The sequence below is a fragment of the Arcticibacter tournemirensis genome, assembly GCF_006716645.1.
Taxonomy (GTDB): domain Bacteria; phylum Bacteroidota; class Bacteroidia; order Sphingobacteriales; family Sphingobacteriaceae; genus Arcticibacter; species Arcticibacter tournemirensis.
The window spans coordinates 162,845-181,329 of sequence record NZ_VFPL01000001.1 but is presented as its reverse complement, the minus strand read 5'-3'; the positions used below and the strand labels follow the sequence as shown (position 1 = coordinate 181,329).

The following is an 18,485-nucleotide window of genomic DNA, read 5'->3' as shown; positions in this document are numbered from 1 at the left end:
GTTATTTAAGCTGTGATGTTTATTCTTCGACTGTGATGGTCACTTCTTTTAAAGAGGTTTTTGTTTCTGAATATCTTGAATTGGTAGTAAGGAAACTAACCGTAAAGGTTCCGGCGGTATTGAATATATAGCGATATTCTTTTAATCGGTCGTCGTTATAGGCCTTGATGCCTTGCCCGAGATCCGGTGAAACCGATGTAAGGTCGATTGCAGCCGTGATTGCCCAGTCGTTATTGTTAATCTGGCTGTTATAACCTATGGCGATCCGGTCATCCGATGTGGCATTTCGTAAATCCCATATCCTGTTTGCCGTTCCGCCACCGGTAGAAGCGTACGGGTCGGTATTGGCAGGTGCATTGAAATCAAAAGCAGTCCATCCGGCGTTTCTGGTCGTCATTATTTCGTATGCTGTTCCATCTGCCTCATTTTGGATTCTGAAGTTCTTGATCTGGTATCTTGGGAAATCCGTATTTGCAGGCCTGTTATATCTAAAAGCTACGTATAGGGGTTTGCCGGCATAAGCAGACAAGTCTATGCGTGGAGATAATTGAGTGGTCTGTGTGAGGGGAATATTACATTGCTCTGTGACGTCAGTCCAGGTGGCGTCTGAGATATTCCGGACATCAGTTTCCCTGTTCTTTGTAAACCCTGCAAAATCGGAAGAAAGCAATACCGATAGGAATCCGGGAGGCATATTCCCATTTTCCATTTGAGTATTAAATTGCATAAAGGGAAATCCCTGAAGCTTTGTGCGGTCTTTATGCTGATACATCATTCCCGGTTCTCCCGAGTAGAATGTGATCATATCGGCCTGACCATCGAACATGAACTTAACGCTGCTGCCCTTTTTAAACACTGGTGTTCCGGCATCATCGAACCCTACAGCGTTCCCGGTATCTACGGTAACGCTAAACTGGGGGACATCTAGCCTGTTGTCCTCGCAAGATACACAGGCGAGGATCCCGGCAAATATTAGTATTAAAATGCTCTTTTTCATTGTAACTACCAGAATCTGTTTTGTCTCATTTTATTATTCAGATTTAATTCTTTTTGGGGAACGGGGTATAGCCGGTATTTTTCAGACATTTTACCCGCTATTGCTGCCATTATGGTGCGTTGAGACGCGTTCGCGGTGCGCCCGTTACCAACATTCGCTGCAATGAATGGCTCGGCAGCCGCTTGCTGCATAGCCTCTTCAAAAATGCCCCAACGTATCAGGTCATGGCGCCTGATCCCCTCCCAGCACAGCTCTCTTGCTCGTTCGTCTCTCACTGCTTCGCGAAGATCATCTTTCCCCGAAATAGTAATTACATCGGGCCCGGACGCTGTGCTGTAGCTCTTTACACCTGCTCTTTGCCTTACTTCGTTGATTGCGTTTAATGCCGTGGCTGTTGGTCCGTTTAATTCATTTTCAGCTTCTGCAATCATCAGCAATACGTCTGAATAGCGAAGTATAGGAAAATTGGTAGCATTGAAGTTTTTGTCTTTAGGTTTTAATGTCTCTTCTTCTCTTCGCCACTTTGCTGAGCACCGTTCGGCTACAGAGCTAAAGGTCGTAAGTCTTTCATTGTATTTCGTGTTGTCGGTAGTGTTATACCTATACGAAGCAATGCTCCGGCTCTTACGCTTGTCAGCGGCTTCGAACAGGTCCCACAGCTTTAACCTTGTGCGGATATATCCATATGAATAACCCAGTGCGTCGGAAGGATCGTAACAAATAATACCGTTGGTAACGCCCACCCAGCTGTATTTGTCAGATTTGCCGGGATCTGTAGTCGAATTGCCGTTAAACTCAGCTTCCCACATACTTTCCCGGTATTGCGTATCATATAAATCCTGTGAATGGTTGATAAATATCCTGTCATAATCAGGATTCAGGGAATGTTGTCCGCTTGATTTTACCAGGCTTGCCCAATGGAGTGCTTTTTCGTACATTCCCTGAATCTTAAAAGGCTCACCGGCCATTTTAAGGTATATTCTGGCCAGGATGCCTTGCGCTACTGTTATCGTAACCCTGCTGCTATGCGGATAGGCGGCAGCTGCTTGCAGCATCCCTTTTCCGATCACCTCTTCGATGTCTGCTGCTGAGTGTTCAATAACGGCCAGGGCTGGTGTCGGTTCAATATTCACATCGGTTACAGCCTGATTGGAAGTAAGGCGCATAGGTACGTCTCCCCAGAGGTCGGCCAATAAATAATGGTAATAGGCCCTTAAGAAAATAGCCTCGCCCCGGTACCTCTCACTTGCGGCATCACTCATTTCCGCATCGTCAATATTTTCAAGCAGGACATTCGCCCTTTCGATACCTTCATAAAGTCGCTGCCACATCATCGCGATCTGAGGCTGGGCTGCTGTGTAATTCCAGCCCGAAAGCCTGTCGATCAGGTTAACTTCTGTCTGGTTCCAGTACCCAAGATCGTCCATGGCGCCATCGATCACCATATACCGGCCGTACGTGTAATTACTGCCTAAAGTAACGTATACTGCTCCGAGAGCATTTACGATATCATCTTCTGTATTGTAATAGTTTTCGGGGGACAGAAAATCTTTGGGTGTTGTTTCGAGGAACTTATCGCATGCGGTTAAACAAGTTGACAGGCAAAAAACGTAAACGAATAAAAATCTGTTTCTCATCTTGTTTCTTTTATTTTAAGCTCATATTAAGTCCTATTGTAATTGTTGCGGCGCGGGGATAGGCTGAAAAATCAAAACCGGGTGTTAAAGCGCTATTGCGGGTAGACACTTCAGGGTCCATGCCAGAGTAGTTGGTTAATGTCCAGAGGTTCTGCGCCGACAGGTATAGCCGTAAATTTTGCAGAAAGGATTTTGCGAGGCTTTTCTGTGGGATGGCATACCCGAGTGAAAGGGTTTTGAGCCGCAAATATGAACCATCTTCTATGCCATAAGACGAATAGTAACTTCCCGACCCCTCGTTCACCCGTGGAATGTCACTGTAGGGGTTTTCAGGCGTCCACCTGTTACTATAAGAAGCGTACATGTTAGAATTCTGCATAAAATAGCGCTCGAACATGTATTTATTTGCATTGAGAATATCATTGCCGTACGACCATTGAAAGAATACGCTTAAATCGAAATTCTTATAGGTGAACGTATTGGTAATACCGCCCGTATGCACCGGAACGCCGTTGCCAATGATGGTGCGGTCGTTTCCGTCGATAATGCCGTCATCATTAATGTCGCTGTACTTCATGTCGCCAGGCCTCACATTTCTCCTGGTTCCGGGGTAAGCAACATTATCCCTCAGGTAGAAATCGCCCGCTGTTTGGGTAAACTCATCGGGTTTGTAGGTTCCTTCATAGACATAACCGAACATCAGACCCATTGGCTCACCAATCCGGGCAATGTATGCTGGTTGGGTGTCGCGACTGAATTCCCAGAAAACTGTGCTTACCAGCGTTTGCTGATTTTCGGTAAGCCCCAGGACCTTGTTTTTATTGAAAGATATATTGAAGTTAGTTTGCCACGAAAAAGCTGGTTTACTAATGTTTCGCGTGTTCAGGGTAAATTCAAGGCCCTTGTTTTCGACTTCACCGATGTTTTTGAAGGAAGCCATATAACCAGACGAACCGGGGAGCTGAGCATTCAACAGTAAGTCTTTGGTTCGTTTTTGATAAGCATCCACGGTCAGGTTTACGCGTTTATTAAACATCGTAAGATCCAGACCTATATTGCTTTGTATGGTTGTTTCCCATTTAAGGTCGGGATTGCCCATGGTCGTTTTTGCTGTTCCGATAACCGGCACTCCTCCAAAGTAATATTTATCAGGCCGTTCGGCAGTTATCTGCGCTAACGAGGCGTATTCGCCGACTCTGTTATTTCCGGTCATACCCCAGCTGGCACGTAGCTTTCCGTCATTAATGAACGTTAACTTCTTCATGAAGTTCTCACCTGTAAAACGCCACATTAATGAAGCTGAAGGGAAATAGCCCCAGCGGTTACGGTCGGAAAATTTAGAAGATCCATCTCCGCGCATGGTAGCGGTAAGGTAATACCTCCACTTATAGTTGTAATTCAGTCGTCCGTAGAATGACATCAACGACCATTCATTCCGATAGGTGCTCATTGAATAAAAACTACCCTGGTCTAATCCGCTCATGCCCAGGGTTTCGTATGGAACCTGTTGCATTCTTGTATAGTTGTACAGATAATTTTCGTGCTGCATAGATAAGCCACCCAATACATCAAGATTATGACTGCCTTTCTTTCTGGTATAAGTAAGGGTGTTTTCTGTAAGCCAGTTAGACCTCTCGTTAAATCCGAGTGCTCCATTTACGCCAAGCGAGCTGGTAAGAGGATTTCCGCTGCGGCTTTTTGAATTATTAAAAACATCGTTCCTTGTACTGTTTTTAGAGTAGCCCACGGTGCTTCTGAATTTTAAATTCCGCATGAGATCGATCTCCACATATCCATTACCAGTGAAAAAAGTGTAGTTATTGTCGTTCAGCTCGTTGTTAACTGCGATGATCGGATTGATGCGGTAGTTGTCGTTAGAATTAAGTATCGGATCAAAGAGATCATTTTCCAGATCAAAATCACTTGAGCCGGTAACAGGCCTGTAAGACCATGTATTTTGCATTAAACTGTAAGTACTTGTCCCCTCAGAAAGAAAGGTTCCGCTGTATTTTGTGTGCGAATAGGAAAGTTTGGTGCCCACTTTTAACCATTTCCTATATTCCTGGTCTAGTGAAAAACGCCCCTGCAGCCGGTCGAATCCGGTATTTATTACAACTCCATCCTGCCCGGTATACGAAAGAGATAGATTGTACTTAGTGGTGCCGGCTCCGGACATTAACGACAAACCATGTTTTTGCATGGGCGCCGTACGGAACAACTGATCCTGAAAATCAATACCGGTCCCGCGATAGTCTTCTAACGTCCGTCCATCGAAAAAGTAATACTTGTTCATAGTCTCTTCATTGAAAACTTCGCTCTGAAGTTTTACAAACTCGTAACCATCCATTAGATCCATCTTCCTGGTTACTGATTGTGTTCCAAAGAAACCGTCGTAAGCTATGGTCGGCTTCGTCCCTTTACCTGCCTTCGTTGTGATCATAATGACCCCATTGGCTCCTCTGGCACCGTAAATCGCGGTAGCTGAGGCATCTTTGAGGATCTCAATAGACTCTATGTCTTTAGGATCTATGGCATTGCTCATAGAAGTTTCTAGGGGAAAACCGTCTATAACATATAGGGGGTTGTTATTTTGGGTTAGAGAATTGGCTCCTCTGATTACAATGTCAGCTTCGGCACCCGGGCGGCCTTCGGCCGAAACTACGTTTACGCCAGCGACCCTTCCGGCCAGGCTCTGATCGAAACCCAGCACTGGCGCTTTTTGCATTTCTTTTATATCAGCCTTTTCGACAGCTCCGGTTAGATCGCGCTTTGAAACTGTGCCATAACCAATGACGACCACTTCACTCAGGTCGTTTACCTTATTTCTCAAAGTTATGGTATACTCATTTCTTGAATCGACCCTTAGCTCTACAGACTCGTATCCCACACCTGAAATAACAATTATGTCGTTTAAACCGGCGTTGATCTTAAACCTGCCTCCGGCATTGGTTTGGGTGCCGCCTGCCTTTCCTTTAACGGTTACATTAATGCCTGGTATTGGTCCTTCTGTATCTCTTACATATCCTGAGATATTCTTTTGAGAGAAGGCGTTTAATGAAAAGAACAGGAAGGCAGACAAGGCAAGAAAGGGTTTTAAAAAAAAGACCTTTCCTTTACCCGCTTCATGGTAAAATAATAGTGTCATCCGCAACTCGTTTAATATTAGTTTAATAGTTTATTTATCTGAAGGCAGACCACGTCGTGCACTCCATTTGGTCAAGACAAAACTGGAAAATGTTCATTATAGTCGTGGGTCAAAAAATCGAGCATTTGGGGGCAATTTTTAAAATTTGGTCTTTTTCATGCCTCTCAGGGCAGAAAATCAAAAATAGCAGACAGTACAAAGAACGTGCAAAATAGCGACGGTGATGCAAGGCGCTATTGCAGTTTTCGGTTATGATAATCTTTTTTATAAATTTGATTACCGGGCGATCAGATTCTGGCTAATTTACTTTTAATCGTTAAAACAGTATTCAACACTCTATATGAAGTACATCTTCAGTTACTGTTTATTGCTTTTTACTTTGGCTGGTATATCGCAGGAAATCGAATTCAGCCATCTCAGTATTGAAAATGGCCTGTCGCAAAATTCCGTATTATCGATAACCCAGGATAGCAACGGCTTTTTATGGTTCGGAACGCGTAACGGCCTCAATAAGTACGATTCATACCGCTTTACTGTTTATAAAAATTCGCCGTTAAAGAAAGGTAGTATTTCAGATAACTATATCACTGCGTTGCTGTGCGACAAACAGAATACAATATGGGCGGGGACACATCAGGGATTAAACAGGTACGATGCTGACAGTGATAGTTTTACCAGGATATCGCTCGCAACCGGGACCTCTTCTGATGAGGTCAATAAATCTATAAATTGTATTTACCAGGACCGGAGAGGCCAGATCTGGATTGGTACAGATTTTACAGTAAAGATCTTGAATCGCGCCGGCGCTAAAATCAAGGTTAGTACTGTTCCTTTGTTTAAAAAGAAGCTGATCGTACGGTGCATCTATCAGGATCGGGAGAACGTTTTCTGGATTGGTACTTCCAATGGGGTGATCAGGCTGAGAGATGGTAAAAACGGTTTTGTACTTTTAGATACGCTTCAAAATAAAGAGAGCAAAGGCGGGCTAAGCAGTAATCACGTGACAAGTATCGTTGAAGATACTCAGGGGAATATCTGGGTTGGAACATCGGCGGGTGGCCTGAATCTTTATAACCGGTTATCGGGCTCGTTCATCCATTTTATTCATAACAATGCTAATGAGGGAAGTTTGATAAATAATAATATCAGAAAGTTGCTCACTGATACTAAAGGAAACCTATGGATTGGTACTCAGGATGGGCTTTCGATACTGGATATCAAAACTAAAACGTTCAGAAACTACAGGAATGATCCCTGGGACAGATTAAGCCTGAGCCAAAATTCTATCCATAGTTTCTATAGGGATAGAACGGGAACAATCTGGATAGGAACATTTTTTGGCGGAGTGAACAGCTTTTTTTCGTACAAAACTGCATTTAAATTATATAATAACCGCTCACCACGGAACAGGCTCAATAATAACGTCATTAGTTCAATTATTGAAGATGATCATTCAAATCTTTGGGTGGGAACAGAGGGCGGCGGTGTTAACTACCTGGATATGTCCACTGGGCGGGTGGTATACTATACTCACAATCCCGACGACACGTTAAGCCTTGGCTCAAACCTGGTGAAAATTATTTATAAAGACAAAGACAAAAATATCTGGATAGGGACACATGGAGGCGGGCTCAACCTGCTCAATAAAGACAGAAAGACCTTCAGAAGATTCATGTATGAAAACAATGAAACTTTAGGTTCTGAGATCACGTGCATGCTGGAGGACAGCCGTGGTGTGTTTTGGGTGGGCACAGAGACGGCCGGAATAAGAACCTTCAAGAAAAGCGGTACGGATATTATTCCCGTCAACATAGTACCGGTAAACCGGATGACAAAAAATGCAGCTATACTTTCGATACTGGAGACTACCGGTAACAACATATGGCTTGGCACTGTACGTGGCCTGTATATTATTGGCAAGGATAAAATTTCGGTTGCCGGTCGGCAATCGGGTGATGTATCGGCGGTAAAAGCAAATTGCTTGTTTGAAGACGCCCGGGGAGATGTTTGGGTCGGTGTTAACAATAATGGCCTCCGGAAATACAGTAAGCAGGGGAAATTAATACATGCTTACAGTGAAGCTGACGGTCTTTCAGACAACAATGTGGTGGGGATACTCCAGGACGATAGAAATACGCTCTGGATAAGTACTGGGAATGGCTTATGCCGCTTTAATATCAGCAATAATACTTTTACCAGTTATACGGAAGCAGACGGACTGGAGGGGAACATTTTCAATCATAACTCCTATTATAAAAGTAAAGGCGGAGCGATGTTCTTCGGCGGTTATAATGGTTTTATCAGTTTTTTTCCAGAGAATATAGAGATTAACCAGGCACCGCCACCTGTATATATTACAAAACTGAAGTTTAATGACGATAAAGGCTTAACGGATGAAGAAGAGAGAAGATTAAAATCTGAAACCGCCGGAAGAGAAGTCAAACTCCGTTATGATCAAAATCTTTTTACCATTGACTTTGCCGCGCTCAACTATATAAAGGCTTCAAAAAACACTTATAAATACCTGCTGAAGGGCTATGATAAAGGATGGAATACGACAGGTGTTCCTTCGGCGGTTTATTCGAATGTCCCCCCCGGTAATTACCAGTTTATTGTGCAGGGATCTAATAACGATAATATTTGGGGCAAACCTGCAACTTTAAACATAGTCATCTCTCCCCCTTTCTGGAAAACATGGTGGGCCTATACACTGTATGTGTTGTTGGTAGCCGGGTTAATCTTTTTGATTTCAAGATATTTCTTTTTGAGGGCGCTTTACAAAAAGAACCAGGAGCTCACTCAGCTTAAATTGAATTTTTTCACAAATATTTCTCATGAAATAAGAACGCACTTGTCTCTGATAATAGGACCAGTGGATAAATTGATAACAGGTAAAAAACAGGCACCTGAGGATAATCAGCAATTAGTAACTATAAAAAATAATTCAGAGAGCCTGCTGCAGTTGGTGAATGAACTGATGGACTTCCGTAAAGCTGAAACAGGTCATCTGTCACTGCGCATCTTATCCATGAATATTGTGCCTTTTATTGAGTCTATTTACGCTTCTTTTCATTCATTATCGGCTTCCAGGCATATACAAACGGATTTCATAAGTTCTTCAGATGATATAAAGTTATATTTTGATCCCGAACAGTTAAAAAAGGTGTTTTACAACCTCCTGTCCAACGCTTATAAGTTTACCCCCGACGGTAGCTATATTTCAGTCAGGATTGAAGAAAGATCATCCGGTGCATATATAAGCGTTATCAATAAAGGTAAGGCTATTTCCAGAGAGAATATGGGGAAGTTGTTTGACAATTATTTCCAAGAGGACGACTACGGGAAGAATAACACTGGATATGGCATTGGCTTAGCGCTTTCGAAGAGTATTGTTGAACTTCATGGAGGCGAACTTACGGTAACCAGTGAGTCAGAACCAAACTATACCTGTTTTACTGTAAGGCTGCAGAAAGGTCGGGGACACTTTTCTGAAAGCCAAATAATTGAGGAAGAGGCTGAACCTGCTGAGCAAGCTGATGCCGGTATGGCGGAAGCCTCCAATGAATCTCCGGCAGGCTATCAGGCTTTAGGTATAAAGCATACATTGCTGCTCGTGGAGGATAATAAGGCAATCAGGGGATTTATAAAAGAAGCGCTTCAGGGCAGGTATAAGATCATTGAAAGCACAAACGGGCTTGAAGGCTGGCTGGCAGCAGCTGATCAGATTCCTGATCTGATTATAAGCGACGTCATGATGCCTGAAATGGACGGCCTCGAGTTGTGCAGGAGAGTTAAATCTGATGAACGGACCAGTCATATTCCCGTGATCCTGTTGACTGCCAGGAATGCGGTTGCCAGTCAGATAAGCGGATTGCAAACGGGTGCAGATATCTACCTTACGAAACCTTTCAGTGTCGAGATCCTCTCGTTGCATATCTTTAACCTGCTTAAGGCAAGGGAAGCTTTGTGGAAACAGTTCGACAGGCAGATAAAGCCCGATCTTCCGCGGGTAGATCTCCAGCCAGAAACTACGCATCTTTCCATTCATCCTCTGGATGAAGCTTTCATTAACAAAATGATCCGGATGGTAGAAGAAAAGCTGGATGATCCGGAATTTGGAATTGCTATGTTATCAAAAATGGCAGCGATGAGCCAGCCTGTGTTGTTTAAAAAAATAAAGGCTATTACAGGATTGTCTGCCAATGAATTTGTTAAGTCCCTGAGATTAAAAAAGGCTGCCGGGTTGTTGCGGGAAAACAAGTATACCGTGTACGAAATCTCCTATATTGTTGGTTACGACAGTAGCAAGTATTTCAGTAGGGAATTTAAAAAGTACTATCACATGACCCCTTCAGAATATGCATCCAAAACTCCGTTATAATTATTTGCGTGAGGGGCATTCGGAAGATGAAGCTGACGCAATATGTACACGTTGAATACCCAGAGAAAATTACCTGAAAGAATATCCGGCCACGCTTTCTGAAACAAAAAGAAACAGGATTTTGCTCAACCCGGGCATTCGTGTTAACTATTGTAGAAGACATTGTAACTTTTGTCTTTGCGTTCAAAACGTTTTAATTAAACTCTTATGTTTGATTAGAAGAAGTAGGATTGTCCAACGGTTAACATTAGCAAGGTAAGCCGACAGGCGCTTGATGGTTTTAAGGAAATGCGTTTGCTGTGTTAATGGAGGACGACAGGCAGTAACAAATAAGGGAATTGTATTTGTGAAAGGATGAAACCTACTCGGATTTTAGAACGCCGGCAACGGATAATTTAGTGATGTTAATTAATCATAAACCGTCATGAAAGGAATACTTTCAACTGTGAATAAGCTTCTGCTGTTTCTGTTCCTGCTGGTACAGGCAGATCTTCTCAAGGCACAATCACAAAAGCCTAATATCGTATTGATCTTTATTGATGATATGGGTTGGAAAGATGCCGGTTTTACCGGCAGCGATTTTTATCAAACTCCCAACATCGATGCATTGGCGAAACAAGGGATGGTTTTTACCAATGCCTACGCCGCTGCGGGTAATTGCGCCCCGAGCAGGGCTTGCCTGATATCGGGGCAGTATACTCCCCGACATGGGATCTATGCAGTTGGAAGCACGAACAGAGGGCCTCAAAATAAAATGCGTCTTAAGCCTGTACCAAACACGGAAGAACTGAATCCTGCGATTTACACAGTGGCGGAAGCACTGCGGGACGGCGGGTATAAGACCGGGATGTTCGGCAAGTGGCATTTGGGAACCAAAGCGTACGTCATCCCTAAGAGCCAGGGTTTTGATGTTGACGGGTCTTTTAGCCCTCCATCCGAAGCGGAATTTTCATCGACTAAAGATCCTAAGGGAATTTATCGTATTACCGATGGTGCGGCCAAATTTATGGAAGAAAACAAAGACCGGCCATTTTTTCTCTGCGTTTCGCATCATGCCACGCATATGGCAATACAGGCTAATGATGATATGTATGCTAAGTTTAGGGGAAAGTCTGGTCAATACCAGAGGAATGTAAGGTATGCTGCAATGAACGCTCAGATGGACGATGGCGTGGGTATTCTTCTTAAAAAAATAAAAGACCTGGGTATTGAAAGTAATACGCTGGTGATTTTTACTACGGATAATGGCGGTTTGCCGCAGTCTCCCCAGAATCCGCTACGTGGGTTTAAAGGGATGTACTATGAAGGTGGAATCCGTGTTCCTTTTATTGCGCGGTGGCCTGGGGTAATAAAGCCTGCAACTGTTAATAACACACCAGTAATTAATGTCGATCTTTTTCCTACTTTCCTGGAGGCTGGCGGCATTGAGAAACCTCAGGATAAAATACTGGACGGCGAAAGTTTGGTGAAATTATTTAAGGGCAATAATGCCCTGAGAAGGCAAACTATATTCTGGCACTTCCCCGGATATCTGGATAATGCTAATCCTGGATCACGGGATCAGGATTTTCGGACGAGGCCTGTTACAACAATCAGAAAAGGTGATTGGAAGCTCCTGCTCTACCATGAAGAATGGGTGCTCGACGGCGGAAAGGATAAGGCGAGTACGAATAATGCCATAGAATTATATAATCTGAAAGATGATATTGGGGAAAAAAGAAATCTCGCAACTATTAATACGGCTAAACGGGATGAGCTACTCAATGAATTATTCAAAAAAGTTAAAGAAACCGGAGCAATAATACCTCAACAGCAGAATCCTTTGTACGGTAGTAAAGCTAGTCCTTCTCAAAAGAAGAAACGGGAAGTTGAGGAATAGTGTTATCCCGGCATCGGAATATCCAGTCAGTCTGATATAAATGAGAAAAAACCTGATAGTGTTAATATCTGCGGCTCTGTTCGCAGGTTTTACGGTTAAGGCGCAAACGTCTGCATTTACGGAATTGGAGAAACCCGGATTAGTGGATCTTACGAGTGAGACTGAGATTATCCTGCATACTGATAAAGCGCTTCATCGGGTGAACCCCTCTTTTTGGGGAACTAATTTTTTATACTGGATAGACGATGATGCGTCATTAGCCAATGGTAAAATCGTGTCGCATTTGAATAGAGCGAATATCAAGCTGTTAAGATATCCGGGTGGTACTATTGCCGACAATTTTCATTGGAAGAGCAGTACGCTTGATAACATTAACATGTTTCCTTACGAAAGCGGAGCCGCAGAAACGGATTTTGACGAGTTCATGGCGGCATGCCGTAAAATTGGAGCAGAGCCTTCCTGCGTTTTAAATACGGAGACGTGGTTTGTAAAGAAGGATATTGCCGGTGGAGCTCACGAAGCAGCAAACTGGTTACGATATTGCAGAAGCAAGGGATATAAAGTGAAATACTGGGAGATAGGAAATGAAACGTACTGGCATCCGATTATGTCGGCGGAAGAATATGCAGACTTAGTAAATGTATATGCCGATACCCTCAAACGTATTGATCCTTCTGTTATACTCGGTATCAACGGGCATTGGAGCGTTGATTTTGTAGGTACAAAGGAACGTATTAAAACCGGTTCATACGCTCAGATGATGCATTTGCGAAGTAACATCAACAGTCGGGAAGATCATCGCAAATATGAGGAATTTGTGAAAGCCAATACAGTTCTGCCTGTAACCACGGGCGATGCCAAGTGGTGGCGGACATTGGCAGAGAGATGTGGTAATAATGCAGATATGATCATTGTACACTGGTATTTTAGTCCTAATCAGCTGCCGATGGTAACAGAAAGGCTTATGGAGGTGAGAGGGCTTTTTTCTGTAATGTACCCTGATAAATCTTTCCTGTTGAACATGTCGGAGTTCAATGTTACCGAGCGGTCGGCTTCTTCGCATCTGGAGTTGACTGAAATGATTGGCGCTATGCTGAAAGCAAAAACGGATATAAGCTCTTTCCCGGGATCTTCGACAGGATCCTGATGGGACGAAAACAGCAAGTTTCGGATTTTATAATGCGGGAATACTGCGGATATTTGTGGTTTAATTGATTAAAATGAATGAGCAGGAGAAGATGAATTATAGTCGCGTAGCCAACGCGATAGACTATATCAGGCAGAATTTCAGGGATCAGCCGAACCTTAACGAGGTGGCTGAGAAAGTACATTTAAGTTCTTTCCATTTTCAGAAGCTCTTTAGCGAATGGGCTGGAACTACACCAAAGAAGTTTCTGCAATTTGTAAGTGTTGAATACGCCAAGAGATTGCTCAAGGAAAGCCGTGCCACACTTTTTGAAACTGCATTTGAAACCGGCCTTTCGGGAACAAGCCGGCTGCATGATCTGTTTGTTAATATTGAAGGTATGACACCGGCAGAATACAAGAATGGAGGACAAGACCTTTCCATAAATTATAGCTTTGCTGATAGTCCGTTTGGCCGCGTAATAGTTGCGTCAACTAGAAAGGGGATCTGTTATATGGCGTTTGAGGATGATGAACAAATTGCGTTCGAAAAACTGACACTGAAATTCCCCAGTGCACATTTTGATAAGAAGACCGATATACTGCAACAAAATGCCCTGTGTATCTTTAAAAACGACTGGAGCAGTTTACCGCAGATTAAACTCCATCTGAAAGGCACAGACTTTCAGTTAAAAGTGTGGGAAGCATTATTGAAAATCCCGATGGGGCGGCTTAGTACATACGGTTCAATTGCTCAAAAGATAGAGGCTCCGACGGCCTCGAGGGCGGTGGGAACAGCAATAGGAAGTAACCCCGTTGCATTTTTGATCCCCTGTCACCGTGTTATACAGTCAACCGGAATCTTTGGAGGTTATATGTGGGGTAGCACCCGTAAAACAGCGATTATTGGCTGGGAAGGTGCAAAAGTAAATGTTGAAAGTATATCATAAAATGCAGCCGGGAAAATGAATGAATTGTTTGAAAGGGAGTATGACGGGAGTGTAAACTTGTTGCCCTATGAAGGCACTGTAAATTACTACGGTCGTATTATACAATTGCCGGAAGCAGATGCATATTTCAACACGCTTATTCATAGGATTGAATGGAAACATGATGAGGCTGTAATCTTTGGAAAACGGATCACAACAAAGAGGAAGGTAGCGTGGTATGGTGATGAGGAATTTGAATATACTTATTCAAATATTACAAAGAGGGCATTGCCGTGGTCGCCGGAATTGCTGGAATTGAAAGAAATTGCCGAACGTGTAACAGGAGAGCAGTTTAACTCCTGTCTGCTGAACCTCTACCATGCGGGAGATGAAGGGATGGCCTGGCATAGCGACGGAGAGAAAGACCTAAAGAAACATGGCGCGATAGGATCTATGAGCTTTGGCGCCGAGCGAAAGTTTATGTTTAAGCACAAGAAGAGCAAAGAGACTGTTTCTTTGATACTGGAGCATGGCAGTATGCTGGTAATGAAAGATGCTACGCAAGATCACTGGCTGCACAGGCTTCCTCCCACAAAGCTTGTTTCAGCTCCGAGAGTGAATCTTACTTTCCGAACGATTGTAAGGGCAACAAGCGTTCTGTAAGGCGCAAATGCCGGGAGATCAATCATTAAACGACAAACCTCCCGACATTATTTAAGTGACTTTTATCTGCTAATGCAGGGACGAATAGTAAAAGATAGAGAAGCAGGCGCAGCTGGCACCAGATATTCTGGAAGCTGTATTGGTCCGCAACTGCCGTTGCCCAAGCCCATTTGTTGATAGTCAAGGCTCAAAATAGTTTCTTTTCTGGGCTTCAGCTCATACATATGTCTGGCTTTCCCTAAGTCCTGATCGGTAAAATGCAGGGCCGTGAAACTTAATTTACTTTTCGCCTGTATTTCGATGCCTGAACGATCGGTTCCTGTCAGCTTTATCCACCTTACGTCCTCTCTGTTGCCCATAGACTGCGGTTTTTCATAAGGTTCGACCATGGCGCTAACCCTGCGCGAGTACCTGCCAAACGGCGCCGATTCCTTGCGGTCTATATAGTTTTCGTGAGGTCCCCTTCCATACCATTCTACAGTTTCGAGTCCTTCATTCAGGATCATTCTCAATCCCAGCCGGGTTATAAACTTGCTGGTAGTGTCGGGAGTAAATGTGGCTTCAACATCAATTCTACCGTCGCCGTAAACATGGTATTTTAAACGGCTCACTACTTTAAACCCAGATTTACTAATGGCTTGCGTCACCGTAGTGAGGGATAGCTCTTTTTTGCTGAGTTCTTTGACGTCAAGGCTTTGCAATACATATTTCAGACTGTCGAATCCAAATTTCCGCGTATCGTATTCCTGTCCCCAGTCACCAGTGTGGTCATTGTCTATCATTGCACGGTAGAGGTTGAACTCGAGCCCTTCCATCGCATTTTTGATGAACCTTTTAGAGCCGTATTCTAACAGGGATATCTTGCCGGATGTCTTTTCGATATGCAGACTGAAACTCTTTCCTGACATCCGGACTTGTTTATCATCTTGCTGTACCGCGAGATCAGGGATCGACTTTATTGACGGACCGGCCGCTTCGTGAACGTTAAATGGTACTTCCGCTTGGGACCATGCAACGACATGACCTTTGTCTGCCCAGGGCAGTTTCTCTTTTGTCTTCACTTCAACCTTAATATGGTATTCTGCTCCCGGCCTCAGTATTGGGTCCTTGAAAGGGATAAATAAGATTGCCGACGCATTTGGCTCCACATTCGTCTGATCCAACACTCCATACTGAATGATCTCTCCATCCTCCGACAGGGACCATGTTAGATCAAACAGGTTAAGATTCAGAAAATCATATTTATTTGTTAGCTTGATTTTTTTGTTCAGGATACCGGTTCCGTCGAACTTGATATACTGATAAACCTTTTTTACTTCTTCAAGCGCCGGTTTTACTATCCGGTCGGATGTTACCAGTCCTTTAATGCTGAACGTACCATCATTGGGCTGATCACCAAAGTCTCCACCGTACGCGAAGAACGTTTTTCCTGAAGGGTCTCCCGGAATTGGTTTACTTAAGCCCTGATCCACCCATTCCCATATACATCCGCCAATCAACCGTTTGTGTGATTCTATCGCGTCCCAATACTCCTTGAGATTACCGACTGCATTTCCCATCGCATGGGCGTACTCACACATAAAGTATGGCTTCTCTGAAGCTTGCCGGCCTTTATCGATGATATTCTGAACAGAGGGGTACATATTTGATTCGATGTCGGCCACGCTGTTTCTTCCCTCGTAATGAATAGGTCTGGACAGGTCAAGGCTTCTTATAGCTTCGCGCGCAGCTACAAAGTTGTCGCCATTGCCCGCTTCATTGCCGAGTGACCATATAATGACCGAGGGGTGGTTTTTATCTCTTTCTACCAGACGTACTTCTCTGTCTATTATGGCCGCTTTCCACGATGGGTAGGATGAAATTTTCTGGTGCCCATGGGTTTCATGATTTGCCTCGTCGATAATATACAGTCCGTAGCTATCGCATAACTGAAGCCAGACAGGGTCGTTGGGATAATGGCAACTTCGCACCGTATTAATATTATGCTGCTTCATCAAAAGAATATCCTGAATCATGCTCTCTGTAGTTACAGACTTCCCCAAGGTGGGATGGATTTCATGACGGTTCACGCCCTTAAGCAATACCGGTTCTCCATTGATCAGAAGCTGACTGTCTTTTATTTCTACTTTTCTGAACCCGAATTTAGAACTCACCAGCTCTTCATTTTTTCCGTCCTTTCCCTTCAAAAGCAGTACGGCAGTATAAAGAGCAGGTGTCTCCGCGCTCCAGAGAATTGGATTGCGAACATTGCCTGATAAATGAACAACCTGTTCTTTGGCATTCCCGGAAAGGATGGCCGAATCTATAGAGCGGTTTGAAACAAGCGTACCCATAGGATCGTACAGCTTAACTACCAGGGAAGTTCCCGTGGAACGGGACTTCGCAGAGTTCCGGATCTTAACGTCGGCGGTAAACTGTGCAGACTTAAAGTCGCCTGAAAAGTTGGATTTAAGAAAAAAATCTTTTATATGAACTTTGGGTAAAGCACACAGGTAGACCCTACGGTGAATCCCGCTAAAACGGGTCATGTCCTGATCCTCAAGATAGCTGCCATCACTATATTTGTAAACTTCAACAGCAAGGGTGTTCTTTCCCGTCTTTATATAGGGCGTAATATTGAATTCGGCAGGACTAAAACTGTTCTCGCTGTATCCTACTTTTTTCCCGTTTATCCAAAGGTACATTGCACTGATAACGCCGTCGAAATGGATTAGGATTTCTTTTCCGCTCCAAGAGGAAGGAATTTCAAAATCGCGGCGGTAAGAGCCAATCGGATTCGGTTCCTTGGCTGCAGTCCAATTTTGGGGGACCTCTCCCATTACCCAGGGAGGGTCATTGCGAAAGGGATATGTGATATTGGTATATATAGGTGTGCCATAGCCTTGCATCTCCATGTTAGAAGGTACTGGTATGGTTTTCCAGTTAGAAACATTGTAGTCTGTTTTATAAAAGTCCTGCGGTCTTTCTGATGGCTGTTTCGACCACTTAAAGCTCCAGCTTCCGTTTAAGGAAATGTGGAGCGGCGAACGGGTGTCGAGCCAGGGATGTGCATAAACCGGGTCATTCTTAAAGCTTGTTTCGGCAGGAAAGGGAATATAGGTGGTGTGTGCGGGTTCTTTATTCACAGCAAAGATCTCTTCGTTCTCCCATTCTGTTTTCTTTTCCCTCGGTTCAATTTTTATTTTAGCGGTTATTCTTTTGATCCACCACTCCTGGGTTTTGTCGCCATTATCGGGAGCTACCTGGAACAGGCTGACATCATTACCTTCTGTCCTGACTGCTAAGTTCAGGTTAGATGCTATACTCGTAATAGTATATGCGCCGTTTAACTTTTTTGATAACCTCCATAACTGGTTGTTATTTCCTTCTTCATTATCCCATAAGAGGATAGCATTTCCCTTAGCTGAGGATTTATTGCCGTTGTCAAGACTTTTTAAACCATCGGGGGTAGCGATTTTATATAGGTTATTACTCACAGGGATCAGCAGCCAGGCTTGTGAGGGGTTACGATCCTGGTCTTTGCCTAAATAAACCCTACTAAAGTTCGATGGATTGCTCCTTATGTCGGCCACAAGCCGATTTTCACTTACAAGTTTATAATTGCCTGATGGGATGATTTGTGCCTGACATCTAATGTAGTATGTGGTTGCCACCAATAAGGTGATTATTATCCTCAGAGAGAAAAGTGTTTTTTTCATTTTATAATATTCATTCACAATTTTTAAGGTT

9 protein-coding genes are annotated in these 18,485 nt (G+C 43.7%); 5 read left to right on the top strand and 4 right to left on the bottom strand.

Features of this window, described 5'->3' with window-relative positions:
• Window positions 1-19: 19 nt before the first annotated feature.
• From BDE36_RS00770 to BDE36_RS00760, 3 genes are read right to left on the bottom strand one after another with little or no spacing between them, the layout of a single operon-like run.
• Window positions 20-997: a DUF5017 domain-containing protein gene (locus tag BDE36_RS00770; RefSeq protein WP_141813361.1), complete on the bottom strand. Its 978-nt coding sequence runs from the start codon at window positions 995-997 to the stop codon at window positions 20-22.
• Between the two features lie 5 nt (window positions 998-1,002).
• A complete protein-coding gene (locus tag BDE36_RS00765) occupies window positions 1,003-2,634 on the bottom strand; it encodes a RagB/SusD family nutrient uptake outer membrane protein (protein WP_141813360.1) in 1,632 nt (543 codons plus the stop codon).
• 10 nt (window positions 2,635-2,644) lie between these two features.
• Window positions 2,645-5,779, bottom strand: a complete 3,135-nt coding sequence (locus BDE36_RS00760) for a SusC/RagA family TonB-linked outer membrane protein (protein ID WP_141813359.1) — start codon at window positions 5,777-5,779, stop codon at window positions 2,645-2,647.
• Window positions 5,780-6,119: 340 nt separating this feature from the next.
• Here BDE36_RS00760 and BDE36_RS00755 point away from each other — a divergent pair, with 340 nt between their 5' ends.
• From BDE36_RS00755 to BDE36_RS00735, 5 genes are all read left to right on the top strand, one after another.
• Window positions 6,120-10,160, top strand: coding sequence for a hybrid sensor histidine kinase/response regulator transcription factor (locus BDE36_RS00755; RefSeq protein ID WP_141813358.1), 4,041 nt, complete (start codon window positions 6,120-6,122; stop codon window positions 10,158-10,160).
• 424 nt (window positions 10,161-10,584) lie between these two features.
• On the top strand, window positions 10,585-12,039 hold the full coding sequence (locus tag BDE36_RS00750; protein ID WP_141813357.1) for a sulfatase: 1,455 nt from the start codon (window positions 10,585-10,587) through the stop codon (window positions 12,037-12,039).
• 40 nt (window positions 12,040-12,079) lie between these two features.
• Complete coding sequence (locus BDE36_RS00745; protein ID WP_141813356.1) at window positions 12,080-13,186, top strand: hypothetical protein; 1,107 nt, start codon at window positions 12,080-12,082, stop codon at window positions 13,184-13,186.
• Between the two features lie 73 nt (window positions 13,187-13,259).
• Window positions 13,260-14,114, top strand: a complete 855-nt coding sequence (locus BDE36_RS00740; protein WP_141813355.1) for a bifunctional helix-turn-helix domain-containing protein/methylated-DNA--[protein]-cysteine S-methyltransferase — start codon at window positions 13,260-13,262, stop codon at window positions 14,112-14,114.
• Window positions 14,115-14,129: 15 nt separating this feature from the next.
• Complete coding sequence (locus tag BDE36_RS00735; RefSeq protein ID WP_128770675.1) at window positions 14,130-14,756, top strand: alpha-ketoglutarate-dependent dioxygenase AlkB family protein; 627 nt, start codon at window positions 14,130-14,132, stop codon at window positions 14,754-14,756.
• A gap of 62 nt (window positions 14,757-14,818) precedes the next feature.
• Here the strand turns inward: BDE36_RS00735 and lacZ are convergent, their stop codons facing one another.
• Window positions 14,819-18,454, bottom strand: a complete 3,636-nt coding sequence (lacZ, locus tag BDE36_RS00730; RefSeq protein WP_141813354.1) for a beta-galactosidase, LacZ type — start codon at window positions 18,452-18,454, stop codon at window positions 14,819-14,821.
• Window positions 18,455-18,485: the final 31 nt, after the last annotated feature.

Excerpts from the sequence above, each read along its gene's own strand:
- BDE36_RS00770 (WP_141813361.1), bottom strand. The coding sequence starts at position 997 with ATGAAAAAGAGCATTTTAATACTAATATTTGCCGGGATCCTCGCCTGT.
- BDE36_RS00765 (WP_141813360.1), bottom strand. The coding sequence starts at position 2,634 with ATGAGAAACAGATTTTTATTCGTTTACGTTTTTTGCCTGTCAACTTGT.
- BDE36_RS00760 (WP_141813359.1), bottom strand. The coding sequence starts at position 5,779 with ATGACACTATTATTTTACCATGAAGCGGGTAAAGGAAAGGTCTTTTTT.
- BDE36_RS00755 (WP_141813358.1), top strand. The coding sequence starts at position 6,120 with ATGAAGTACATCTTCAGTTACTGTTTATTGCTTTTTACTTTGGCTGGT.
- BDE36_RS00750 (WP_141813357.1), top strand. The coding sequence starts at position 10,585 with ATGAAAGGAATACTTTCAACTGTGAATAAGCTTCTGCTGTTTCTGTTC.
- BDE36_RS00745 (WP_141813356.1), top strand. The coding sequence starts at position 12,080 with ATGAGAAAAAACCTGATAGTGTTAATATCTGCGGCTCTGTTCGCAGGT.
- BDE36_RS00740 (WP_141813355.1), top strand. The coding sequence starts at position 13,260 with ATGAATGAGCAGGAGAAGATGAATTATAGTCGCGTAGCCAACGCGATA.
- BDE36_RS00735 (WP_128770675.1), top strand. The coding sequence starts at position 14,130 with ATGAATGAATTGTTTGAAAGGGAGTATGACGGGAGTGTAAACTTGTTG.
- lacZ (WP_141813354.1), bottom strand. The coding sequence starts at position 18,454 with ATGAAAAAAACACTTTTCTCTCTGAGGATAATAATCACCTTATTGGTG.